Here is a 21694-nt window from a genome sequence, read left to right as displayed (position 1 = left end):
GGACTCCTTCCCATGAACAAGCGCGCAGAAGCCCAAATGGTCCTTGCCAAGGCAAAGGCCAAGGAAAAACGAACCAAATTGCTGACCGTCGCGGTGATCGCCGCCGCCGCCCTGGCCATCGTCGTCCCCACCACCGTGGTCCTCAGCGGCGCCGCCCAGGAAAAATCGGCGGCCACCGCAGCGGCCGCCGCCCCCATCGACGGCGTCAAGACCTTCGAGGTGGCCTCGGCCAACCACGTCGATACGAAGGTCGCCTACGACCAGAAACCCGGCGTGGGCGGGGACCACAATCCCGTCTGGCTCAATTGCGGGATCTATGAGGCACCGGTCCCGGAGAACAATGCGGTGCACTCCATGGAACACGGTGCCGTGTGGATCACCTACGACGGCATCGGCGACGCAGAGGTCTCGGCGCTGAAGGACGCGGTGGGAGAAAAGACGTACCTCATCCTGAGTCCCTTCCCCGGCCAGGGCGCAAAGATCAAGCTCACGGCCTGGGGCGAACAGCTCAGCGTCGATTCCCCGGACGATCCCCGCATCAAGACCTTCATCACCAAGTACCGCCAGGGGCCCCAGACCCTCGAACCCGGCGCCCCGTGCACCGGCGGCATCGGCATCTAAGCTAGAAGGAAAAAGGAGAACACCCAACCATGTCATTCCTACCCTCGGCCCTTGCCGGAACCGGACTCATCGGCGGCTTCGCCACCGCCCGCACCACCAAGAACCGCCCACTGGGCGGGGCGGTCCTGGCCGTTGCCGGCACCGGCGCCTTCCTGATGTGGAAGGCCAACGCAGGGACCCCGAGGGCCGTGGCCCTGACAGGGCTCTATCTTGCCGCCTTCGGTGCATCGCACCCGCTGGCGAAGAAGATCGGTGCCTGGCCCGCGGTCAATTCCGTCACCGCCGCCGTGGTGCTTGCCTCGCTGCTGGCCGGGCGGCGCAAGTAGCCGCACCACCAAATTCCGTCCCAGGTCACGGTCGCTTCCCGGAGATTGAATTCCCGGAAAGCGGCCGTGATCTGTTGTGTCCGCGCGGCAATCGTTGCAGGAACGAGTCCAAATCACGCCCCCTGTCCCACTACGCTTAATGCAGGAAAGGGGCAACACCTTGGGAACTCGCAAACCCTTCTTGATATTTACATGTGTGGCTGTTTTCATCGGCTTGCTGGGGCTGACCGGCGGGCCGCGCGCCGACGAGCCGATGCCGCAGGCCATCGCCGTGTCGGTCGGTGGAGACCACAGCACCTTCAGGGTGGCCGGGGACTCCATCACCGCGGCGGGAAGCCACACCGTGGCCGCGGGCCATGTCGGGGAGGCCTCCTGGGTCAACTACGTCAATGCACCCGGCACACCCGCCACCTTGGTGTGGGCAGGCGGCTGGGCGCTGGGCGGGGCCCAGTCCGGGGACATGGCCGCCGCCCTGCGCCCCGGAAGCGCGGACGCCCTGGTCATTCTGGCCGGCACCAACGACCTGGCCCACGGCACCGGACACGCACGGATCGGGGAGAACCTCGCCCGGATCGCACGCATCGTGCGCGCACCGATGGTGCTGCTGAGTAGCATCCCGCCGCGCGACGACGCGGTGGCCGCCACGCTCGCCTACAACGAATTCCTGCGCACGCTGGCCGGCGAGCGCGGGTGGATGTACGTGGATGCCGCCGCCGGGCTGCGAAGTGAGGCCGGGACCTTCATTCCGGGACTCAGCGACGACGGGGTGCATCCCAATGTCGAAGGTGCACGGATCCTGGGCGCCGCCATTGGCCAGGCGCTGACCACCAAGCCCATGCAGGCCATCGCGGACACGCCAGGGGTCGACCCCCTAGGCTAGGAACCATGCGTTCCCCCATCGACAGCTACCTCGCTGACCTGTATGCCGACCTGCTGGACCTCACCTCCGGGACCCCCTACCAGGGCATCCCGGCGATGGCGAACGCCGACCCCTCGAAGTTCGCCATTGCCATGGCCACCGTCGACGGCCACGTGTACCAGGTCGGGGACGCGGAGATGGAATTTTCGATCCAATCCATTTCCAAGCCCTTTTCCTACGCGCTGGCGCTGGATGACATCGGCCTGGACGCGGTGGACCGCAAGATCGACGTGGAGCCCAGCGGCGACGCGTTCAACGAGATCTCCCTGGCCCGTGAAAGCGGGCGCCCCGCCAACGCCATGATCAACGCCGGGGCCATCGCCACGATCTCGCTGATCCGGGACCGGGACACCGGCCGCTTTGACCGCATCCTGGAGCACTTCTCCGCCGCGGCCGGCAGGCGGCTGGAGCTCAGCGATTCGATCTACGCCTCCGAGGCGCTGACCGGTCACCGCAACCGCGCGCTGGCCTACCTGCTGCGCTCCTTCGACATCATCGAGACCGACCCGACGCCGGTGCTGGAGGACTACTTCCGCGCCTGCTCGGTCATGGTCAACACCCAGGACCTGGCCATGATGGCAGCGACCCTGGCCAACGGCGGCACCCAGCCGCGCACCGGGGTGCAGGCCATGAGCAAGGAGGCTGTCCAGCGCACCCTGTCGGTCATGACCACCTGCGGGATGTACGACGACGCCGGGTCGTGGATTTCGGCCGTGGGGCTGCCGGCCAAGTCAGGTGTCGGCGGCGGGCTGATTGCGGTGCTGCCGGGCCAGGTGGGCCTGGCCATCTACTCCCCCGCCCTGGACGCCCACGGTTCCTCGGTGCGCGGGGTCGCCGCCAGCGAGCGCATCAGCGCCGACATGGGGCTGCACTTCGTGCGCGCCGCCCGGCTGGGCCGCTCGGTGATCCGCGACCACTACGACATCACCGATGCCCCGTCGTACACCCGCCACAGCGATGCCGCCAACCGGCTGCTGGCCGAATACGGCGAGCGCGCGCACATCGTGGAGCTGGCCGGGGACCTGCTCTTCGCCGGCACCGAATCCATGGTGCGCGAGGTCAGCGGGCTGGAGGAGTCTGTGGAGCTGGTGATCCTGGACTTGCGCCGGGTTGATGAGATCGACCGGATCGCGGTGCAGATGATCCACCAGTTGGGACGGGAGATGGAGGCCGAGGGACGCACCCTGGCGCTGGTGCAGGAAAAGGCCTTCGAGCCGCTGGAGTCGCTGCGTTGCTTCCCCAGCCGCAACGATGCGGTGGAGTGGGCCGAGACCATCCTGCTGCAGCGCCACGGCAGCGAGGACCTGGTGCCCAGCGAGGTCGCGGTCCGCGACTTCGCGGCGCTGGACCCGCTGGATTCCGCGGACATCGCCCTCCTCGAATCCCTGATGGAGGAAAGCCGGATCGAGGACGGTCGGATCATCCGCACCCCCGGCCAGGAATTCGGCGGCGTGTACTTCATCCTCAGCGGCAAGGTCGTCACCTCAACCCTGCAGAACGGCAAGCCGGTGCGGCACGCCACGCTGTCGGCCGGCATGACCTTCGGCGAGATTGCCCTGGGCGGCGAGGGCGAACAGACCACCAGGGTCACCGCGGTGGGCCGGCTGCACCTGAAGGTGCTCTCGGCCGCGTCGATCGCCCGGCTGGAGGCCGATGACCCGGGAACCGCCTTGCGCTTTTGGAAGGCGGTGGCGCGCGATGCCTACACCCGGGTGGAGGCGAACATCAAGGATTCGAATTTCCCGCTGCACTAAGATTTCCCGGCGGCCGACCCGATATCGGCATGCCTGTGGCCGGCACAAGACGTGGTCCGGAAAGATCCGGACCACGTCTTGCCCACCTAGCATCCAACGACGTAGTACCCGCCGTTCATGCCATCCACGAGGACCTTTAGTTCCTGGTCGCCGACCTTCCCTGCCAGCAGCCAATTCGGCTTCCAGATCATCTCGTAGCTCTGGATCTCCCGGATCCTCGAGTTGTGTCCGAGCTTCATCTTGCGCAGCGAGGCGGTGGCCACCAGGCGCCTCGATCTCAACCGTGCATTCTCGAAGCTGATGCTGTTCCACCGAGGGTCGTCCACCCGTCCTTGGCCCGAACCGGTGTGTCGCAGTTCGGGCCAAGGGTCGGTGATGAACGTCTTGCCGGTCAACCGGTCCACCAAGGTGTGGATCGTCGATTCCGCCCGTGTCCGGGGCAGCGTCAAGGCGTGGATGAACCCGGCAAAGGGGTGGAAGGACAGGGACGCGGATTCAACCTCGAATGCCGCCGCCCTGGCCCGCACCGCAGCGCCGGCTTGTTCCCGGGTGAGCAGGGCCGGGAATTCTGCCTCGATCACTGGATACGTCCGGCGATTTCGGCCTGGGCGGCAAGGGTCTGGTCCTGGCCCAGCATCAGCGAGGTGGGGATCGGGCCGAGCTTCGCCGTCTCGTCCAACGCGCGTACGATCGATTCCGGAACCGGGTGCCGCGCCTGTGTGGCCAGGGAACCGATCACCATTGCGATCGTTGAGCACACAATGCCCACGACCATCGGGTCCAGCCCGGTGATGGCGGCCATGCCCGCCATCTCCCATCCCACGGCCGCAACGGTGCCTGCGAGCATCGAGCAGATGGCGCCCCCGGTGTTCGCCTTCTTCCACCACACGGCACAGATATATGCGGGGACGAACGCGCTCCCAAGCACCGTCGTGGAGAAAATCACGATCTCTGCTACTGCCGGCGGGTCGAAGGCGGCAATGATGTAGCCGACCACGGCCAGGAGCAGCACGATGATCCGCGAAACCCAGACCATCTGCCCGTCATTCATCTTCCTGTTCACGAACCGGGCGTAGAGGTCTTGGCTGGCAATCGTGCCGGCCTGCAGTAGCAGTGCATCCGCGGTGGACATGATAGCCGCCATGATCGCGGCCATCACGATTCCCACCGCAAAGGATGGGAGCACGGCCTCGGCCACGGCGAAGACCGCTGTTTCCGGATTGGCCAAGGTCGGGACCAGGAGCAATGCAAACATGCCGACAAGGTACGGACCGGGAATGAAAGCCAGGTTGAAGAGCAGCGAGTAAGCGCCGGCACGACGGGCAACGCTGGGACGCTTCATCGCCATGTGGCTCACCACCACGTGCGGCCAGCCCATGTATCCGATAGAGAAGATCAACAAGGCGCCAATGATGATGCCCCATTGCCCTTCGAAGGCCAGGCCCTTTCCCCACATGGTCAGCATTGTTGGATCAAGTTCGCCTACGCCCTTGTTGCCAGCAGTGAAACCACCGACGGCGTTCAGCGTGCCGATCAGGATCCACATCATGCCGATAAGCATGATGATGGCCTGGACGAAGTCGGTGTAGGCCACCGCGAGGTAGCCGCCGAGGAATGTGTACAGCACGATCACTCCGATGGCCACCGCCAATGCGACGGGATACGAGACACCCGAAACCATTTCCAGTCCGCGTCCGCCGGCGATGAACTGGGCCAGGACATAGAAGAAGATGCAGAACAGAGCGATCGGCGCGGCAATGGCACGTGTCCATTTGGACGGGTAGCGGTGTTCAAGATATTCGATCGAAGTGATCGACCCCAATATCTGGGAAAGCTTGCGCATGCGCCGGCCAAGGACCGAGAGGTTCAGTACGCCGCCACCGAGATCGCCGAGCGCGTACCACATGCCGAAGTAACCTTGCGAGTAGCCCAGTGAGCCGGCACCCATGAACATGTAGCCGGACATTGAGGAACTCTGCAGGCGAAGAGCGGTAACCCCCGGACCTAGGCTGCGCCCGCCCAAGAGATATTCCTCGGCCCCGGCGCTGCTCCTGCGCATGACCCACACGCCGATGCCGGCCATGGCTACGAAATAGACAACCAGGAACACCAGCTCAATTTTCATGGTCCACCTCGACGTCCTCGGCCTTCCAGCCCCTTGAAATCCACATGAACCCCAAGGTGTACAAGACCCAGAAGGCTGGTACACCCACAATCACCGCAGTCGTAAATGTCGGTAATCCAAACACTGCGCCACCTCCTTTTGCGTCTCCCAGCGACACCAACCAACACAAAGTGCCCTGAATCACATAACCTCTAGTGAAATGAAGTCTGACACAGATAGAGTGATTGAAATCCAGACGCTTCCACTGAATCCAGCAAAGAACCAGACAGTTTGTCCGGCAAAGAGTTCACTGACCGTCCGGGACGTTTTGGAACTGCCCGAGCTTCTCGCCGGAAGTCCACAATTGGTGGCCGGGGCGCGAGAATTGGACGCCCGGATCCGATGGGTTCACGTGCTCGAATCGTCTTCGGTGATGGATTTTCTCTCTGGAGGGGAACTGGTGCTGAGCACTGCCGTTGGCTGGGCAGCTGACATCGACTTCCAGCACTACGTTCGTTCCCTGGTGGCTTCCGGAGTCGCCGGATTGGTTCTGGAACTCGGTATTAGGTACCAACAGATCCCGCAGGGCTTGGCGAAGGCTTGTGAACAGCACCGCTTGCCGCTGATCGCCCTGCACCAACGCACCAGATTTATCACAATAACCGAGGCCGTCCACCGGGTCCTCCTCACTCAGCAAATGCATGCGCTTCAGGCCCGGGACTCGGTCAGCAGCCGATTCACTCAGCTAATGGACATCGGTTCCCCGGTGCAGCATATCGTTGCCGAAACATCGCGGATCCTGGGGGCGACGGTCGTACTGGAGGACTTGGCCCATCAAGTGGTCTCACACGCTCGCGGCCCGGGGGACGACCACGAAATCATGGAGAATTGGCGGGTGCGTTCACGCGTAGCCGCTGGGAATCCCGTCGAAGGGAGGGCTTGTGCTCCTATCCAGGCTCGGGGAAGACAGTGGGGCAGGATCATTGCCTTGGGAAGCCCGGAACACGCGGCCGGTACAGGTTTTGTTTTAGCACAGGCAGCCACCGCCCTGTCCATGGAATTGCTCAGCCAACAGCATGACGATTACTGGACCAAGGTCTCGCACCAGCGGCTGCTTGAGGGGCTCTTGGAACGGGAGTTGTCGAACTGGAACGAGCTCGAGCACGAATTCGAGGCAGCCGGGTTCGAGTTCGGTGGCAGAACAGTGTTGGGGCTGGCCATTGAGCTACCGGGCACCGACAGTGCACCCGACTCCTACAGTGTCCACGCAGAGTTGAACTCGCTGCGCTCGGCTGCAGCCTCACTCGGTCTCGACGTCCTGTGTGCAGGTCGGCAGGCAGACATTCCCATGATCTTGGCAGCGTTGTCGTTCCGCCCCGCCAAGGAACCACAAGCGACAATTGCAGAACTGCTCAAACGCTTTCGTGCAGGTTCACCGGTGTCGACGCGGGCCACGACTGGAAACCCCTCAACCAGCATGCCTGGGCTGCTCGCTTCCCTCGAGGAAGCCATCGCCCTGATGACCCTGGGCACCGGCAAGAGTGCCGCCGGTGACATTCTGCAACCCAGGTCACAGGAGCTGGCACTGCTCCTGCACAAGATGCGTGCAGAACCCTCGATCCGGGGATTCCCCGAACGCATACTAGGCCCGGTGCTGCTGCACGATGCCAGTACAGGATCGGATCTTTTGCGCACACTAATCGCCTACCTCAAGCACCCTACAAACCGGACGTTGGCTGCCGCAGAAAGCCACCTTTCGCGGTCGGTTTTCTACCAGCGCCTGGCTCTGGTCGAAGGACTTCTCGACCGCCGTCTGGATGACGGCCAGGATCTTGCCACACTGCATGTCGCAACCATGATCCACCAGCAATCGGGAAGTTCCTGATCGGGTGCCATTGGCCAAATGATCGGGGCTCGAGGTGGTGTCGAAGATGCGCCCATGTGGCTCTACCTCTACGGCTCTCCCCGGCCAGTGCGTAATCCGAGCGTCATCCGAATCCACGGAAACCTACAACCTTTGCGGCAGGGTGTCCCTATCTCCGAAGGTGCCCAGCATCGTTGTTCCAAGCGCCGAAGGCGTGGGCGGAGAAGGTGACGATCCGCGAATGCATGACCAGGTGCACTCTGACCAAGGAAACCAGGCTTAGAACGAACCGGCCAGTACGCCCTAGGCTTGAATGCATGAGTCAGGAACTGAACATCCCGTATGGCACCGAAAGCGTCACCGCTCTACTTGATGAAGCCGAGGATCCCCTGGCTTTCCTGATCGTTGCCCACGGATCCGGCGCCGGCAAGGACCACGATTTCATGGCCGGCTACGCTCGGGCAGTCGCCCAAAAACGCATCTCGGTACTGCGATTCAACTTCCCGTACATGGATGCCGGCAAGAAATTTCCGGACCGCGCACCCGTCGCGATCGACGTGTGGAAACAGGTCCGCGAATGGGTCGGCCAGAACCTGTCAAAGGAACTTGCGGTGTTCGCTGCCGGCAAGTCGTTTGGCGGTCGCATGGCTTCATTGGCCGTCGCCGAAGGCATGGACACCCGGTCGCTGATTTTCTTGGGGTACCCCCTGCATGCCCCGAAAAAGGAAGACAAGCTGCGCGACGAACACCTCTACCCGTTGCAGGTGCCGATGCTCTTCTTGGAAGGAACCCGTGACCCGTTCGCGAACCCGGAAATCATGACCCGGGTGGTTTCCAACCTTAACCCGGACAGCGAACTGGTCTGGTTCGAAGGCGGCGACCACTCCTTCAAGGTCGCACGCTCCGGCCGCACCGTTTCCGAGGACGGGGCCGGACTGGCCGAAGCCACCGCCGATTTCATCCTCAGGCAGCTGGCCAAGCACTAGAAGCCGTTGGCTGCCCGCCGGGTCGTGCCCTCGCCGCACCGGGCCGGCCGCCAAACGCAGTGCGCCCCATCCGTGGGCCTGCCTCCGCTCCCCCGGGCAAATCCATTTTGTCGGACCTGGGGTGTTAGTTTCGAAGCTACGCCAATCCTAAGGAGCACCGTCCCGTGTTTTTCCTCGATCAGGATCTGATCTACTCCGCATCCGATCTCGTGGTGGCTGCCGGCTGCGAATTCGCCTCGCTGAGCAAGCTCGATGAACGCCTGGGACGCAGCGCCAAGGCCGACTTCGGCCCCGACGAGATGCTCGACCGCACCGCGGTACTGGGAGACGCCCACGAACACAAGGTCCTCGAGGAACTCCGTGCTCGGTTCGGTGACTATGACCCGGCCACCGGACGCGGCGTGAAGATGCTCGCCGCCGGCGTCCGCGGGGACCGCGCCTCGCTGGAGGCAGCCCACGAGGAAACCCACCAAGCACTGCTCAAGGGCGCCGACGTGGTGTTCCAGGCGACCTTCTTCGACGGGGAATTCGTCGGCTTTGCCGACTTCCTCATCCGCGAGGCCGACGGTACCTACGCGGTGTGGGACACCAAGCTGGCCCGCCACGCCCGCGTCACCGCCCTGCTCCAGCTGGCCGCCTACGGCGACCAGCTCATCACCTCGGGGATCCCCGTCGCCGCGCAGACCACCCTGGTGCTCGGGGACAAGACCCATTCGGTGCACCAGATGCACGAGCTGCTTCCGGTGTTCAAGGACCGCCGGTCCCGCTTCAAGGCCCTCACCGCTGCCCACCGGGCCGCTTCCGACCCCGTTGCCTGGGGGCAGGAGGGCATCGGCGCCTGCGGTCGCTGCGACTACTGCGCCGAGCAGGTCGCCAAACACCGCGACCTGCTGCTGGTCGCCGGCATGAGCACCGCCAAGCGCAGGAAGCTCATGGAAGCCGGAATCAACACCATCGACGAGCTCGCCGCCTCCAACACCAAGGCACGCGACCCGCACCACAAGCTCGCCGAGCAGGCCCGCATGCAGGTCGGGCTCGGCGCCACCGACGGAACCATCGGCGGGGTCGCCTACAAGGTCAGCGCCACCCAAACCATTTCCCGGCTCCCGGAACCCAGCACCGGGGACATCTTCTTCGACTTCGAGGGCGACCCGCTGTGGCAGGACCCCTTTGACGAGTCCTGGGGTCTGGAATACCTCTTCGGGGTCATCGAGATCGACACGGACGAACCGGTCTTCAAGCCTTTCTGGGCCCATTCCCGGGCCGAGGAACGCAAGGCCTTCACCGACTTCGTCGCCTACGTCGAGGCGCGGCGCGCGATCTACCCGCAGATGAAGATCTACCACTACGCGCCCTATGAGAAGAGCGCGCTGCGAAACCTGTCGCTGCGCCACGTGGTCGACGAGGACACCATCGACCAGTGGCTGCGCGACGGGCTGCTGGTGGACCTCTATGACACGGTTCGCCACTCCCTGCTGATCTCCGAGCGCTCCTATTCGATCAAGAAGCTCGAGCCGCTCTACATGGGCGAGCACCTGCGCGGCGGGGACGTCAAGGACGCCGGCGCCTCCGTGGTCGCCTACGCCAAGTACTGCGAGCAGCTGGAAATCGACGGGGCGGAGGCCGGGCGGATCCTGGAATCCATCCGCGACTACAACGAATACGACTGCCTCTCCACGCTGCGGCTGCGCGACTGGCTGCTGGGCCTGGTGCCGCACGAACCGCGCACCGAATGGGTGGACGAGACTCCCCTCCCCGGGGTCGACGACGTCGAGCCGAGCCCGGAGGAAATCGCGCTGCGCGAGTACCTCGAATCCCTTCCCCAGGACCGCACGCTGAGCAACGACGAGCGGGCCATCGCCATGGTCGCCGCCGCCACCGGCTACCACCGGCGCGAGGCCAAGCAATTCTGGTGGGAGCACTTCGACCGGCTGGATCAGCCCTTCGATGTTTGGGCGGAGACCCGCAACGTGTTCGTGGTCGACGACGCGGCGGTGCTGGAGGACTGGCACAAGTCCACGGCCCGGGCGCAGGTGGAAACCCGCGTCACCTGCCTGGCCGGCACCATGGCCGAGGGATCGGACTTCCGCCCGGGCAGTTCCTGGTTCGCCATGTATGCCGATCCCCTGCCCCCGGAACTCGAGCCCAGCACCGCCGGGCGGGCCGGGCTGTTCAATGCGGTGGTGCGTCAGAACGAGGACCGGCTCGTCATTGCCGAGAAGTCCAGCAAGAAGGTGCAGCCCTTCGGGACGCTGCCGGTGGCACTGACCCCCGACCAGCCCATCAATACCACCTCGCTGCGCGAGGCCCTGGCCGAGCTGGCGCGCACCGTCGGCGGCGCCCTGCCCTCCCTGCCGAAGCACCCGGGCATCGACATCCTGCGCAAGTCCGCACCGCGCTTCAAGACGCTTTCCGCCCCGCCGGCCCCGGAGCCCGTCGACGGGCGGCCAAACATCGTCGGCGCGATCGTCGAGGCCCTGAACGACCTGGACCATTCCTACCTCGCCGTCCAGGGTCCGCCGGGCACCGGAAAGACCTTCGTGGCATCCCACGTCATTGCCGCCCTGGTGAAGCAGGGCTGGAAGGTCGGGGTCGTGGCCCAGTCCCACGCGGTGGTGGACAACGTGCTCACCAAGGCCATCACCGGCGCCGGGGTGCACCCGGAGCAGGTGGCGAAGAAACTGAAGGCCGGGGACAAGTCCGAGGTCCCCTGGTCCGGAACCACGGACGACGCCGTGGAGGAACTGCTCAACTCGGATCAAGGCGCGCTGATCGGCGGCACCGCCTGGACCATGACCGGCAAGCGGGTTCCGGAGGGCTCGCTGGATTTGCTGGTCATCGACGAGGCGGGCCAGTATTCGCTGGCCAACACCCTGGCGGTTTCCCGCGCCGCGACCCGCCTGCTCCTGCTGGGCGACCCGCAGCAGCTGCCGCAGGTCACCCAGGGTTCCCACCCGCAACCGGTGGACGAGTCGGCGCTGGGCTGGCTCAGCGCCGGGCACCCCACGCTGCCCGGGGAGCTGGGCTACTTCCTGGCCGATTCGTGGCGCATGCACCCCGAGCTGTGTGCCAAGGTCTCGGCACTGAGCTACGAGTCCAAACTGCAGTCGGCCGCAGCCGCGGCCAAGCGCTCGCTCTCCGGCGTGCCGGCAGGGGTGTCCACCGCGCTGGTGGAGCACCGGGGCAACACGACCCAGTCCCTGGAGGAAGCGCACGAGGTCATCAACCAGGTGCGGGCCCACGTGGGATTGTCCTGGGTGGGCGGCGAAGGCGCCGCGCCGCGGCAGCTGCTGGCCGAAGACATCCTGGTCGTTGCCGCCTACAACGCGCAGGTCAACCTGCTGCGCACCGAGCTCGACAACGCCGGACTGGAAGACGTCAAGGTCGGCACCGTGGACAAGTTCCAGGGCCAGGAAGCCCCGGTGGTCATCGTGTCCATGGCGTGCTCCTCGGCCGACGATGCCGCCCGCGGCATCGACTTCCTGCTGAACCGCAATCGGATCAACGTGGCGGTCTCGCGCGGCCAATGGCGCGCCGTCATCGTGCGATCCCCCGCGCTCACGCGCTTCCTGCCCGGCACCCCGGCGGCCTTCGCACAACTCGGGGCGTTCCTGGCCCTGGGATCCTGAGCGGCCACCGGGGCGGCGATCCGCGGATTTCATGCCCGGTTCGCCGCTGGGACACATTCATCGGAGAAGCTGGGGCATGAGCATTTCCAAGACGCCCCTGGACAGCCGCATCTTCGCCACCCAACCCGCAGCCCGTCACGCCCTGGCCGTCGAACTGCGGCGCAACCGCCGTGCCGCCACCACCTGCGTCCCGTCGTTGTCCACCCGCCCCGGGGCGCATTCCCCGCTTCCGGGCCAACGCCGCCAGGACGGCGCCCTTCACCCGGATCTTGCGGCGGGGAGCACCGGCGGCCAGCCGGGCACCCGCCCGGCAACCATGACGAATTGATGCTCGGTGATGGCCGGGGATGCCCCGGCCCATGCTAGAAATGAACGCATGACTACGCGTGTACTGGCTGGCAAGAACGTCAATCCCCTCGGCTTCGGGGCCATGAACATTGCCCACGGCTACTCGGACTTCCCCACCGACCAAGAGGCCGGGCGGCTGCTGCACCAGGTGCTGGATGCCGGGGTCGACCACCTCGACACGGCAACCCTGTACGGCGGACACCGCAGCGAAAACCTCATAGGCCAATACCTGAGGCAGCGCCGCGGCGAGTACCTGCTAGCCTCCAAGGGCGGGCTGGCTCTCGTCGATGGCCGCGGGCACATCGACGGGCGCCCCGAGACCCTCCGGGCCCAGGTCGATGCCTCGCTGCAGCGCCTGCAAACCGAGCACATCGACCTGTACTACCTGCACCGGCTCGACCCCGAGGTCCCGATCCAGGATTCGGTGGGAGCCCTGGCCGACGCCGTGGCGCAGGGAAAGATCGGCAGCATCGGGTTGTCGGAGATCTCGGTTTCCACGCTGCGCGCCGCCCACGAGGTCCACCCGATTGCCGCGGTGCAAAACGAATACTCGCTGGCCACGCGCAACCCCGAATTGGGCATGGTGGAGGCCTGCGCGGAACTGGGCTCCGCGTTCGTGGCCTTTTCCCCGCTTTACCGGGGGTACCTCTCGGGCAACCTGCGGGGCATCGGCTCGCTTCCGGAAGGCGACATGCGGCATCACATGCCGCGCTTCAGCGAGGAAAACTACCCGCACAACCTCGAGCTGGTCGACAGCCTCGCGCGGTTGGCCACGCGCCTGGGGACCACTGCCGCCGCGCTCTCGCTGGCCTGGGTGCTGGCGCAGGGCGAACACGTCCACGCCATCCCCGGAACCAAGAACCCCGGCCACTTCACCGAGAACCTCGGAGCGCTCCGGCTTTCGCTTTCCCCCGCCGAGCTGGCGGAGGCCGGGGAGATCATCAACCAGTCCACGATTGCCGGTGCGCGGTACAACGTCCACCAGCAGAAGACCATAGACAGCGAGGAATTCCAGGCCGCCAGCTAGGCCCGCTACTTCGACGTGGGCCGGCGGGGGTCGATGACCTTCTTGACCTCGAAGAAGTTCTTCAGGACCGGCCGGTCCCCGCGTTCCTCCTTGGCGAATTGCAGGCCGTCGACGTTGATGCGTGCCTGGCGCAGATAGTCAGCATCCTTTTGCATCCACGCCGCGGTCGTGCCGTCGATGCCGTGGAAGAACTTGAATCCGGCCTTCCGGAGCATCTCGTACTTGTCGCCCGTGTACTTCTGGACGCCGGAAATGTCGGCCCCGAAGGGGAAGACGAACTGGTCGGTGTCCCCCAGGATGGGGCGCACTTCCGCTTCCCACCGCGCCAGGTCGCGCTTGATGCGCTGCACCGGGCTCGCCGCCATGTTGATGTGCCCCCAGGTGTGGGAGGCGAAGACCCAGCCGTCTTCCTTCAAGGCCGTCGCGACCTTGGTGGCCGCCTCGATGTCGCTGGCCAGGGTCTTGGAATCGGCATATTCGCTCGTCGAGGTGCGGTAGCCCAGCACCCCGTTGTAGCCGGTCAGGGCCAGCACCCCCTTCGCACCGCGGTAGGAAAAGTCCGGGTTCTTCTCAACAAATTCGTCGATGACCGGGGCCACGTCGTAGGCACCGATGTGTTTCTTTCCCGCCGCGTCCTCGTATTCGTTCTTGACCTTGCCGTCCCCGTCGATCAACAGCCTGGTGGCGAACCCGTCGCCCTCCATGTATTCGTAGTAGCTCACGTCGTCCTCGGAGAGCACCAGCGGCTTCCTGCCCCTGAGCAGCCGGATGTCCTTGTACGTCAGCTTCCCGTTGGCATCCACTGCAGCGATATCCGCCGGATTCACCAGCACGAAGCCGCGCCGGTGAAGCTCGGCGACCACCTTCCTGAACTCGTCCAGGGTGACCATGTAATCCAGGTAGCCCTGCTGGCGCGAATCACCGTCAAAGGCCCGCCGGGGATCGACGATCAGCGAGTGGACAAAAAGGTGCGAGATCTTCGAATTGTCCTCCCACACCACCGTCCCCGCCTCGGCCGCCTCGATTTCGGCCCGGGCGTCCCGGGCCGCTGCCCCCTCGGCACCGGCCAGGAGCTTCGTCGCCGCGGCGTAGTCGTATCCCGCCGCGAGCCTTCCGGCCTTCTCGATCCGCTCCGCCTCGGTTGGCCCTTCGGCGTCCTGGCTTGGGAATACAAGGGATTGCGGGGCCTCACCGATGGCAGTCGGGTCGTATTGGCTCGGCGGAATATAGGGCGGCGGGACGCACCCGGACAGGATTAGTCCCGAGGCCGCCACCAGGGCGGCGGCCGCTCGCGGGCGGATGCGTGGTTTCATCACTTTCCCTCCCATAAATCCCGGGCCAGAAGGAAAAACCATCCCACGGCCCGGTCTCCGGTGTGGTTCAACCGACCCTACCGGGTTGGGGGCGGACCTTAAATCGGCGCGCCGATGGACTAGGATTGTTTGGTCAATCCCCAGCAAAAGGACCGTGATGCGACCTACCCACCAGGCGAGCCCGCTGTGGAGTCAGACGCAACAATTCAGGTCGTCCGCAGCCTGGAAATTGCTCTCCACCGCCCCCTGGGCCGTGGCCTTCCTGCGCGCCGAATTCACCAGCGCCAAGCCCCGCGTGGGGCTGGAGGTCTTCCATGCCTCCCTCGAATCCTTTCTCAAGGTCGTGCGCTCCGAGGACCCGGCCTTCGGCGACTCGATGGGGGCGGCGCAATACGCCGATGCCTGGGTGCGCAACCAGTTCCTGGCCCGTCCGCTGGTTGACGGCCACTTCGTCTACGAGCCGACCGCGCAGACCGCGCGCGTGCTGAAGTTCCTCGCCGACTTCTCCGGGGACCGCACCAACCTGAACTCCTCGCGGCTGAACACGCTCCTCACGTCCCTGGAGTCCCTGGCCCACGAGACCGACCCGGACCCCGCCGCGCGCATCCGCGCGCTCGAGGCGGAGATCGCCCAGCGCCAGGAAAAGATCGCCTCGCTGCGCGACGGGACCTCCCCGGCGGTGCTCCCCCGCGAGGGCGCACTGGCAGCCACCCGCTCGGTGCTGGACATGGCCTCCGGGCTGCCGGCGGACTTCAAGCGCATGCGCGACGGGGTCCAGGAGATGCTCCACGCCCTGCGCGGGGAAATCATGGAATCCTCCTCCGTCAAGGGCGTTGCCGTCGGCGCGGTGCTGGAGGGCGACAAGCAGTTGCGCAGCACCCCGCAGGGCGAGACCTTCCGCGGCTTCACCGAGTTCCTGAACTCCCCCGAGGCCCAGGCGCGCTTCCGCGAGGCCGTCAACGAGGTCCTCGAACGCGACTTCGTCGACGCGCTCGACGCCCAGGAACGCCACACGCTGGCCAACCTGCTGCGCGAGCTGCGCCGCCAGGCCTCCGAGGTCCACCAGTCCTACGGCCGGCTGTCCGAGTCGCTGCACGCCTACGTGCAATCGGCGGAGTTCAAGGAAGCTGCCATCCTGCGCGAGGCGGTGCGCGCCGCGGAGGTCGCCGTGTCCTCCTCCCGCGTGCTGCACTCGCGCACGCCGGTGGCCCCGATCAGGCTCTATGCCCCGCGCTTCACCTCGATTGCGGCGCTGGGCATCTACGACCCCGACGAACACGTCGCACCGCCCAAGCTGGCTGCCCCGCCGCCGCTGTCGATCGCCGACATCAGGCGCACCCCTTCCACCCCGGGCCCCGACATCCCGGCGCTGAAGAATGCCATCGCCGCGTCGCGCCTCAGGGCCGGCGGTTCGGTGGGCCTGCGCGAAACCTACAACAGCCTCGGCGACGAACACCGGCACCTGAACACCATCAGGTACCTCATCGAGACGGCCCGCAACGGCGGGGACCACATCGACGAGGCCAGCCTCGAGGAAATCAGCTTCACCCAGGTCGACGGCGCCACGCGCACAGCGTTGGTGCCGGCCATGAGCTTCACGAAGGATCCCGCATGAGCAGCCCACTTCCCACCGGCGCGATCGACGAACGCCGCCTCTTCGAGGGCGACACCGGTTCCTTCGAGCTGCCGCTGCGCCAGCTGCTGGTGCGCCTGCTGCGCGGCCCGTACCTGGACGGCGTCGCCGAGCCGCGGCTCTGGCAACTGGTGCTGGACCGGCGGGAGGACATCGCCGCCTACGTCGCCGAGATCTTCCTGGTGCTCGAGGTCGATGCCAACCGCAAGATCGCGTTGCTTGCCCCGGTGGACCTGGAGGCAGCGCACACCACCGCGATCGCCCCGCGCCGCGCCCTGAAGCGCGAGGAAACGCTGCTGGCCCTGCGCCTGCGCCTGTTGCTGGAGCGCCACGCCGGGTCGGGCACCGACGCGGTGATCACCCGGGAGGCGGCACGGGAAATCCTGCTCGAGCACCGTGCCCCCGGGGACACCGACGACAAGAAGCTCGAGGAGAACACCGACGCCGCCCTCACCCGGCTGCTGAACCTCAAGCTCATCCTGCCCACCGAGCTGGGCGACGAGTACAAGGTCTCCGGGGCGCTGGCCCTCGCCCTGCCGTTTGCGGCGGTCGAGGAAATCCCCGAGTACATCAAGGCCATTGAGCGCGTGGGCACCGATGACACCGAAGAATTCGAGTTGGAGACAGACGAGCTATGAGCATTGAAATGACCCTCCCGCTCTCCGACGCGCTGAACCCGGGGCAGCACCGGCTCACCCAGATCCAGGTCATCAACTGGGGAACCTTCCACGGCCGGCACACCCTCTACGTGGACCGGGCCGGGACACTGCTCACCGGTCACCCCGGCGTGGGCAAGTCGACCCTCTTCGACGGCATCGGGCACATCTTCCATGCCGCCCCGCGGCTGAACGAATCCGCGCACGAGGCCTCCACCCGCAAGGACCGCCGCACCACGTACTCCTACATGCGCGGGCGCCGCTTCAAGACCGAGGCCGGGACCCTGTACCAGCGCCCCGGCGCCACCTGGAGCGCGCTGGCACTGGTGTACGAGGACGGGCTGGGCTCGAATGTGTGCATCGGGGCGATCTTCGACCTGCCGGCCAACGGCCTGGAGGGCCAGGTCGGCAAGCACTACGTCATGGGCGACCGGGTGCTGGACACCGCTGCCCTCGAGGACCACGGGGCGCGCCGCTTCACCCCCTCCTCGCTGCAGAAGTCGCTGCCCGGCTTCGAGGCCTTCGACGTGCACCGCGCCTTCGCCGAGAAGTTCCGCCGCCGACTGGGCATCGACAACGACAAGGCGTTCTCCCTGCTGCGCACCCTGCAGAACGGCAAGGGACTGGACAAGGGCGTCAACCAGTTCTTCCGCTACGAGGTGCTGGAAATCCCCGCGACGATGAAGGCCGCCACCGGCGCCATCGAGGACTTCTCCCACCTGCGCGGCATCCACCGCCAGCTGGAGGAGGCCCGCGCCCAGCGCGACGCCCTGGCCTCGGTGCCCGAGCAGAAGCTGCGCCACGACGAGCTGAGCGCCGAGCTGGCCACGCTCAACGCACTGGTCACCACGCAGCTTCCGGCCTTCGGCGCCCAGCTGGCCACCCGGGCGCTGCGCGGGGAAAGCGCCATGCTCACCGCCGCCGTCGAGACCAACACGACGTTGATCGAGGAAAGCGGCGTCCGCAAGGCCGCGCTGGAGGCCAAGGTCTCCTCGCTCAATGAGCAGCACGAGGCCGGCGGCGGTGCCGGGCTGGCGCTGCTGGAACGCGAGGCCGAGGCGGCGCGCAAGAACCTGGCCGACCGCGAGGCGGTGCTGCGCACGCTGCGGGAAAACTTCGAGGCCGTGGGGCTGAACTTCACGTTCACCTCCTCGGGCCTGCAGGCCATGCGCCGCCAGGCCGCGGTCAGCGCCGAGAACCTTGCCTCGATCGCCAAGGACGCGCGCACCATGGAATACGAGGCCATGGCCTCGGTGATGAACCTGAAGGACCGGGCCAACAAGCTCCGGCTCCAGATCGACTCCTACGCCAAGCGCGGCTCCAACATCGATGACCGCTCCATTGCCGCCCGCCGCGCGATCGCCGCCGCCACGAAGCTGGACATCGAGGACCTGCCCTTTGCCGGCGAACTCATCGACCTCTCCCCCGCCCACGGGCAGTGGCGGCCCTCGGCCGAAAAGGCGCTGCGCTCCCTGGCCACGACGCTGCTGGTGAAGGGCGAGGACATCAAGTCGGTCACGCGGGCCATCGACTCGCTCTCGGGCCTGGGCCGGATCCGCTGGATGGATATTTCCCGGATCCCGCGCGAGGTCGTCGCCGGCCCCGGGGACCTGGTGGGCAAGCTCGATTTCAAGCACTCGGAGGCGGGAACCTGGCTGCGCGCCAAGATCGCCGCAGACTACCCGCTGGCCTGCGTGGAGTCGGATGCCGGCCTGCACATCCACGACAAGGCCATCTCCCTGGCCGGCACCATCAAGACCGGCTCCGGGACCTTCGAGCGCGACACCCGCCCGGTCGCGGCCTCCGACTACCTGCTCGGCTTCACCAACGCGGAAAAGATCTCCGAGCTCGAGGCCAAGCTGGCCAAGCTCGAGGCAGAGACCGCGAAGGCCGCCGCGGTGGCGGACGACCGCTCCGCGGCCAAGGACCAGCTTTCCGCCAAGCTGGCGCTGCTGGGCACCCTGGCCAGCGACGACAGGTCCTTCGCCTCGCTGGACGCCTCAGGCGCCCTGAACGTCCTGCAGGACCTCGAGGCGCGCATGGCCGAGGCGCTGTCCAGGTCCGGGGACCTGTCCCATGTGCGCCGCTCCCTGGAGGCGGCACGTGCCGAACTCGAGGAGTGCGTGGGCACCCTGGCGGTGGCCCGCGCCGAGGCGGGCACGCTGTCCGCCGCCCTGGAGAAGGCCTGGAGCGCGCTGCGTGCCGCCGGCGTGCGCGACACCCAGACCGAGGACTGGGCGGCGGAGAAACTGGCGGGCAGCGAACAGCTGGCGCCACTGGTCAAGCGCCTGGACGAGGGTTCCCCGGTGGGAACCACCGAGTTGGAGGCCGCGCTGAGCGCACTGGCCCTGGCCCTGTCCGAGTCCGGGGCCGAGCTCAAGCGCGAGGCCTACACGCTGGAGGCCTCGCTGAAGGACACCTTCCGTGCCTTCGCCCGCGAATTCGGCAATTCCGCCGCCGTTTCCTTCGGCACCTCGGTGGAGGCGGCCGAGCACTACGTCGCCCTGCACCAGGGCATCATCGAGCAGGGGCTGCCGCAGCACGAGGAGGAGTTCCGCGAGTACTTCTCCAACCGCTCCTACGAGCGCTTCTCGGACCTGTTGCAGCTGCTGGAGGAGGAACGCCGGTCGATTGCCGAACGCATCTCCCCGCTGAACCAGATCCTCGCCGACGTCACCTTCGAGCACGGGTCCAGGCTTGCCCTCGAGGTCACCACGACGGTCCCCGACGAGGCGCGGGCCTTCCGCCAGGCCCTGAAGGATGCCCTCGCCGGTGCGTATTCCTCCCGCGGCGCCGGGACCCTGAGCGAGAGCTACAAGGCGCTCGAGGCCCTGGTCGACGCGCTGGACGATTCCTCGCGGGCCGCGTGGCGCGACACCGTGCTGGACGTGCGCCAGCACGTGACGATCAGCTGCAACGAGCACAAGCCCAACGGCGAGGTCGAGACCGGCCTGGAGCCGGGAACGCTTTCCGGCGGCGAGGGCCAGCGCTTCACTTCCTTCATCATGGGCGCGGCCCTGGCCTACCAGCTGGGCTTCGCCACCGCCGGGTTCACCGCCTACGGCACCGTGATGATCGACGAGGCGTTCATCCAGGCGAACTCCGAATACGCGGCCGCGGGCATCAACGCGCTGCAGGAATTCGGGTTCCAGCTGCTGCTCGCGGCGCCCGAGGACAAGATCGATCTCTCCCGGCACCTGGGTTCGGTGTGCGACATCATCAAGCACCCCGAATCCAACGTCTCCGGATTCGTGGCCTCGGGCCGCTCCCCGGCCGTGGCCACGAGCATCATTTTGCGATAGCACCTCACAAAATGGTGCGCCGGGGCGTTTACAGGGTGTGGAGATGACAACGAACCCCGCCTTCGAGCTGGTGGTGCGCAGGCACGGCACCTCGGTGCTGCGCATGTGCACCGCCCTGCTGGGCCCGGGACCCGATGCGCAGGATGCCTGGAGCGAAACGTTCCTGGCGGCCCTGCGCGCCTACCCGTCCCTGGCCATCGGCGCCAACATCGAGGCGTGGCTGATCACCATCGCCCGGCACAAGGCCATCGACATCCTGCGCGCCAACCACCCCGTCCCCCTGGACGAGCTCCCGGAATCCGCGGTGCTGCCGGCGGGCCTGGGAGGGCTGCAGCTGCTGGATTCCCTCGCCTCGCTGAGCGAGCTGCAACGCAAGGTCATCGGCTACCACTACCTGCTCGGGTTCCCCTATGAGGAGATCCCGGCGTTCCTGGGCGGCAATCCCGCCTCGCTGCGCCGGGCCGCCGCGGACGGCATCAAGGCCCTGCGCAGCCAACACCACGAAGCGGAGGAAGAATCATGAGCGAACTTGCCATGCACGAAATGGATGTCCTGCGGCAGCAACTGGCCGAGCGGGCCGCCGCCGAGGGGCTGATCGATGTTTCCTACCGGCTGGTGGACTCCCCGCTGGGCCAGTTGCTGCTTGCCGCCACCGAGCGCGGCATCGTGCGCGTCGCCTTCGCCGCCGAGGACTTCGATGCGGTGCTCGGAACCCTGGCCGAGAAGGTCGGGGTGCGCGTGCTGCACCGAGCCGCACCGCTGGATGCGGCGGCGGCCCAACTCGATGAATACTTCGGACATGCGCGCCGGGGCTTCGAGCTGTCCCTGGACCACCGGCTGTCCAGCGGCTACCGCCTGGAGGTCCAGCTCGCCCTGCCCTCGATCGGGTACGGGCACACCGTGAGCTACAAGGAACTGGCCGCAACCACCGGCCGCCCGGCGGCGGTGCGTGCGGTGGGCACCGCGTGCGCCACCAACCCGCTGCCGATCGTGGTCCCCTGCCACCGCGTGCTGCGCAGCGACGGGTCCCTCGGCGGGTACCTGGGCGGCCTGGAGGCCAAGAAGGTCCTGCTCGACCTCGAGCGGGACCGCGGTACAGGCGGGGAATAGTCCAGTGGGCGGCCGTTTTTCGCGGGATTGCGGGTGCGTGGGGCGGTAGCCGTCGCGCGGCAGGCCTGGCCCCCAGGGCCCGGGCCCACCGGTGCCAGTACG

17 protein-coding genes are annotated in these 21694 nt (G+C 66.5%); 14 read left to right on the top strand and 3 right to left on the bottom strand.

Annotated features, from left to right (window positions below):
* Nucleotides 1-12: 12 nt before the first annotated feature.
* The 4 genes from KRR55_RS07630 to glsA all read left to right on the top strand — a co-directional run bounded on the left by KRR55_RS07630 (nucleotide 13) and on the right by glsA (nucleotide 3620).
* Nucleotides 13-621 (top strand): DUF3105 domain-containing protein, encoded by a 609-nt coding sequence (locus tag KRR55_RS07630; protein ID WP_217388482.1) that lies wholly within the window; start codon nucleotides 13-15, stop codon nucleotides 619-621.
* A gap of 29 nt (nucleotides 622-650) precedes the next feature.
* On the top strand, nucleotides 651-947 hold the full coding sequence (locus KRR55_RS07625; protein ID WP_217388481.1) for a hypothetical protein: 297 nt from the start codon (nucleotides 651-653) through the stop codon (nucleotides 945-947).
* 196 nt (nucleotides 948-1143) lie between these two features.
* Nucleotides 1144-1827 (top strand): SGNH/GDSL hydrolase family protein, encoded by a 684-nt coding sequence (locus KRR55_RS07620; protein ID WP_217388480.1) that lies wholly within the window; start codon nucleotides 1144-1146, stop codon nucleotides 1825-1827.
* Between the two features lie 5 nt (nucleotides 1828-1832).
* Entirely contained in the window at nucleotides 1833-3620 is a 1788-nt protein-coding gene (gene glsA / locus KRR55_RS07615) for a glutaminase A (protein ID WP_217388479.1), read from the top strand.
* 86 nt (nucleotides 3621-3706) lie between these two features.
* Here glsA and KRR55_RS07610 read toward each other — a convergent pair whose 3' ends face one another.
* Nucleotides 3707-4201, bottom strand: coding sequence for a hypothetical protein (locus tag KRR55_RS07610; RefSeq protein ID WP_217388478.1), 495 nt, complete (start codon nucleotides 4199-4201; stop codon nucleotides 3707-3709).
* Entirely contained in the window at nucleotides 4198-5745 is a 1548-nt protein-coding gene (locus KRR55_RS07605; RefSeq protein ID WP_217388477.1) for a sodium/proline symporter, read from the bottom strand. The genes KRR55_RS07610 and KRR55_RS07605 overlap by 4 nt, the downstream gene beginning before the upstream one ends.
* Before the next feature lie 220 nt (nucleotides 5746-5965).
* Here KRR55_RS07605 and KRR55_RS07600 point away from each other — a divergent pair, with 220 nt between their 5' ends.
* The 5 genes from KRR55_RS07600 to KRR55_RS07580 all read left to right on the top strand — a co-directional run bounded on the left by KRR55_RS07600 (nucleotide 5966) and on the right by KRR55_RS07580 (nucleotide 13578).
* Nucleotides 5966-7609, top strand: coding sequence for a PucR family transcriptional regulator (locus KRR55_RS07600; RefSeq protein WP_217388476.1), 1644 nt, complete (start codon nucleotides 5966-5968; stop codon nucleotides 7607-7609).
* Nucleotides 7610-7905: 296 nt separating this feature from the next.
* Complete coding sequence (locus tag KRR55_RS07595; RefSeq protein ID WP_217388475.1) at nucleotides 7906-8574, top strand: alpha/beta hydrolase family protein; 669 nt, start codon at nucleotides 7906-7908, stop codon at nucleotides 8572-8574.
* Between the two features lie 164 nt (nucleotides 8575-8738).
* Entirely contained in the window at nucleotides 8739-12203 is a 3465-nt protein-coding gene (locus KRR55_RS07590; RefSeq protein ID WP_217388474.1) for a TM0106 family RecB-like putative nuclease, read from the top strand.
* A 76-nt stretch (nucleotides 12204-12279) separates the two neighbouring features.
* On the top strand, nucleotides 12280-12531 hold the full coding sequence (locus KRR55_RS07585; protein ID WP_217388473.1) for a hypothetical protein: 252 nt from the start codon (nucleotides 12280-12282) through the stop codon (nucleotides 12529-12531).
* 48 nt (nucleotides 12532-12579) lie between these two features.
* Entirely contained in the window at nucleotides 12580-13578 is a 999-nt protein-coding gene (locus KRR55_RS07580) for an aldo/keto reductase (protein ID WP_217388472.1), read from the top strand.
* 5 nt (nucleotides 13579-13583) lie between these two features.
* On the opposite strand, the gene KRR55_RS07575 is transcribed toward KRR55_RS07580, so the two are convergent.
* Entirely contained in the window at nucleotides 13584-14891 is a 1308-nt protein-coding gene (locus tag KRR55_RS07575) for a polysaccharide deacetylase family protein (protein ID WP_217388471.1), read from the bottom strand.
* Nucleotides 14892-15048: 157 nt separating this feature from the next.
* Between KRR55_RS07575 and KRR55_RS07570 the strand changes: the two genes are divergently transcribed.
* From KRR55_RS07570 to KRR55_RS07550, 5 genes are read left to right on the top strand one after another with little or no spacing between them, the layout of a single operon-like run.
* Nucleotides 15049-16506, top strand: a complete 1458-nt coding sequence (locus KRR55_RS07570) for a DUF3375 domain-containing protein (protein WP_217388470.1) — start codon at nucleotides 15049-15051, stop codon at nucleotides 16504-16506.
* The gene (locus KRR55_RS07565) at nucleotides 16503-17162 is read left to right on the top strand and encodes a DUF4194 domain-containing protein (RefSeq protein ID WP_217388469.1); all 660 of its coding nucleotides are present in this window, start codon (nucleotides 16503-16505) and stop codon (nucleotides 17160-17162) included. The genes KRR55_RS07570 and KRR55_RS07565 overlap by 4 nt, the downstream gene beginning before the upstream one ends.
* Complete coding sequence (locus KRR55_RS07560) at nucleotides 17159-20482, top strand: ATP-binding protein (RefSeq protein WP_217388468.1); 3324 nt, start codon at nucleotides 17159-17161, stop codon at nucleotides 20480-20482. Before KRR55_RS07565 ends, KRR55_RS07560 begins: the two co-directional genes overlap by 4 nt.
* Before the next feature lie 43 nt (nucleotides 20483-20525).
* Nucleotides 20526-21005 carry an RNA polymerase sigma factor gene (locus KRR55_RS07555; RefSeq protein ID WP_217388467.1) on the top strand — a complete coding sequence of 160 codons (480 nt, stop codon included), beginning with the start codon at nucleotides 20526-20528 and terminating at the stop codon, nucleotides 21003-21005.
* Complete coding sequence (locus tag KRR55_RS07550) at nucleotides 21002-21592, top strand: methylated-DNA--[protein]-cysteine S-methyltransferase (protein WP_217388466.1); 591 nt, start codon at nucleotides 21002-21004, stop codon at nucleotides 21590-21592. Before KRR55_RS07555 ends, KRR55_RS07550 begins: the two co-directional genes overlap by 4 nt.
* Nucleotides 21593-21694: the final 102 nt, after the last annotated feature.

The organism is Paeniglutamicibacter quisquiliarum, from assembly GCF_019084045.1.
GTDB lineage: Bacteria > Actinomycetota > Actinomycetes > Actinomycetales > Micrococcaceae > Paeniglutamicibacter > Paeniglutamicibacter quisquiliarum.
The sequence above is the reverse complement of the archived record's forward strand: the minus strand, read 5'-3'. Positions and strand labels throughout refer to the sequence as shown.